The organism is Cryobacterium sp. MLB-32 (assembly GCF_000738085.1).
Lineage (GTDB): Bacteria > Actinomycetota > Actinomycetes > Actinomycetales > Microbacteriaceae > Cryobacterium.
Genome location: NZ_JPRS01000319.1, coordinates 1 through 1,585 on the forward strand (window position 1 = coordinate 1; position 1,585 = coordinate 1,585).

Genomic DNA, 1,585 nt, shown 5'->3' on the forward strand with positions numbered 1-1,585 from the left:
TGCCAGAGAACACGATGCTCAGAGAGCCCAAAACACTTCCTAGAAGAAGAACGGTAGCGAAAAACAATGAAGCGAGCCCCAAGCGCCACATGGACACTCCGGCGACCCGTTCTCGAACATGAAACTCAAACGATTCACTCACTATTGCCACCTCTGAGACTCCCCACCCACCATCACAGTTCTGACGAGCGTAACAGGCGCGATCTGGAGCTCAGAGGCGCCGACGGCCGGCCATTGAGCTGTAACAGCGAACTTCACGATCCAGCCGCGAAGGAAGTCTTGAGTTTTGATGCGATCTTGCGGGTGTTTCAGGCGGTACCATTCGGCGTTTAGTGCCGTTTTGATGTATTGTTTTTGACATAAATGTGTCGGTGCCGGATGCCTGAGACGTCAAATGGGACAGGGTGGTGGGGCTATGTCTTCACGAGTTGGTTATGTAAAGGTGATGAGGAGCGCTATCGCGGCCCTTACCCTTACCTTCCTCCTCGGCGGCTGCGGGAGCGCACCACCCGCAACGGCCACACTTGACGTCACCCACCTGACCATCCAGGACGCAGGCCATAACGTGCCGCCGACCCTGGTGCGGGAGGACGGTCCCGCCCCAAGTATGCGGAGCTCAGCAGGGGAGAACACCACCTACGTGGTGATCATGAACCACGAGGAGATGTACTCGGTCTGGCCCGAAGGCCGCGCGGTGCCTTTGGGCTGGACCACTGTGGGGGTGTCGGGCACGAGGGAGGAGTGCCTCGCGTATATCGAGGAGGTCTGGATCGACATGCGCCCCCTCTCGTTGCGTTAGCGGGAGGGGCAATCGGGGAACTGAATGCAGGACCCGACGACCGGCGATTAACAGTGTTCGACCTGCGCTTGGGTATTTCCCGGACTCTGGCCGGCGGACACCAGTTTGCCGTCAAGTCGCGCCGTGCCGCTGAAGTTGATATGCGAAATCCGCGCCCCTGTGTTGTTCCCAAGCGATGCCGCATTGGCGCGCACGGCCGCCCGGTAGTTTGGCCCCAGATCTGGCGCGCTCGACGTCCTCATTGCGGCCACGGTGAGTCGGTGGCATGGGCGTGTGATTCGTCGGGCGCCTTCTAATGTGAGCGTGGCTGACCGCTACTCTGGCTCTCTCTGCCGCGTGGAGCAGCAGCGACCCCGTGAATGAGATTCGGATTCCCTGCATAATCAACTGATTTCTAGGACTGGCCCTGTGCGAGTGCTTGTCTAGATGACGGCGGCCATCTTTGTCGCAGTCGCAGCAATCGTGACTATGGCGTTTGCTGGCGTTTGCTGGCGTGGCCTCCAGGTGCGCTACGTGAGCCGCTTTATCGGTCGTGATCGGCGCGGCACTCTCAAGTCCTCCCCAACTTCCCTCAGGACTTCCCCTGTCAGGGAATCAACCTGCGGCACTTCGGAGTGCATCCCGCCGGTCGTTGTGTAGCCTGCTTTCGCCTCTCGGTGTGCCTTCACCATCAGCGCGAACAGGAAATACATGGCTACGAAGTAATTCGCGATCGTTACGGCGAAAAGGGCGTACAACCACCCGGGTACCGTTGCGGCCGTCGATCCCGAGATGAAATACGCTGCA

At 59.4% G+C, this 1,585-nt stretch carries 2 protein-coding genes; one reads left to right on the plus strand and one right to left on the minus strand.

The window, feature by feature from the left end; translation table 11 throughout:
* Nucleotides 1-445: 445 nt before the first annotated feature.
* Nucleotides 446-799, plus strand: coding sequence for an MbtH family protein (locus JF66_RS24610; RefSeq protein ID WP_231556496.1), 354 nt, complete (start codon nt 446-448; stop codon nt 797-799).
* Between the two features lie 509 nt (nt 800-1,308).
* Here JF66_RS24610 and JF66_RS24615 read toward each other — a convergent pair.
* Nucleotides 1,309-1,585: hypothetical protein (locus tag JF66_RS24615; protein WP_035880206.1), on the minus strand; the 277-nt coding region annotated here is incomplete at its 5' end.

Bases quoted from the DNA above. Each gene is read 5' to 3' on its own strand.
- JF66_RS24610 (WP_231556496.1), top strand. From the start codon at position 446: ATGAGGAGCGCTATCGCGGCCCTTACCCTTACCTTCCTCCTCGGCGGC.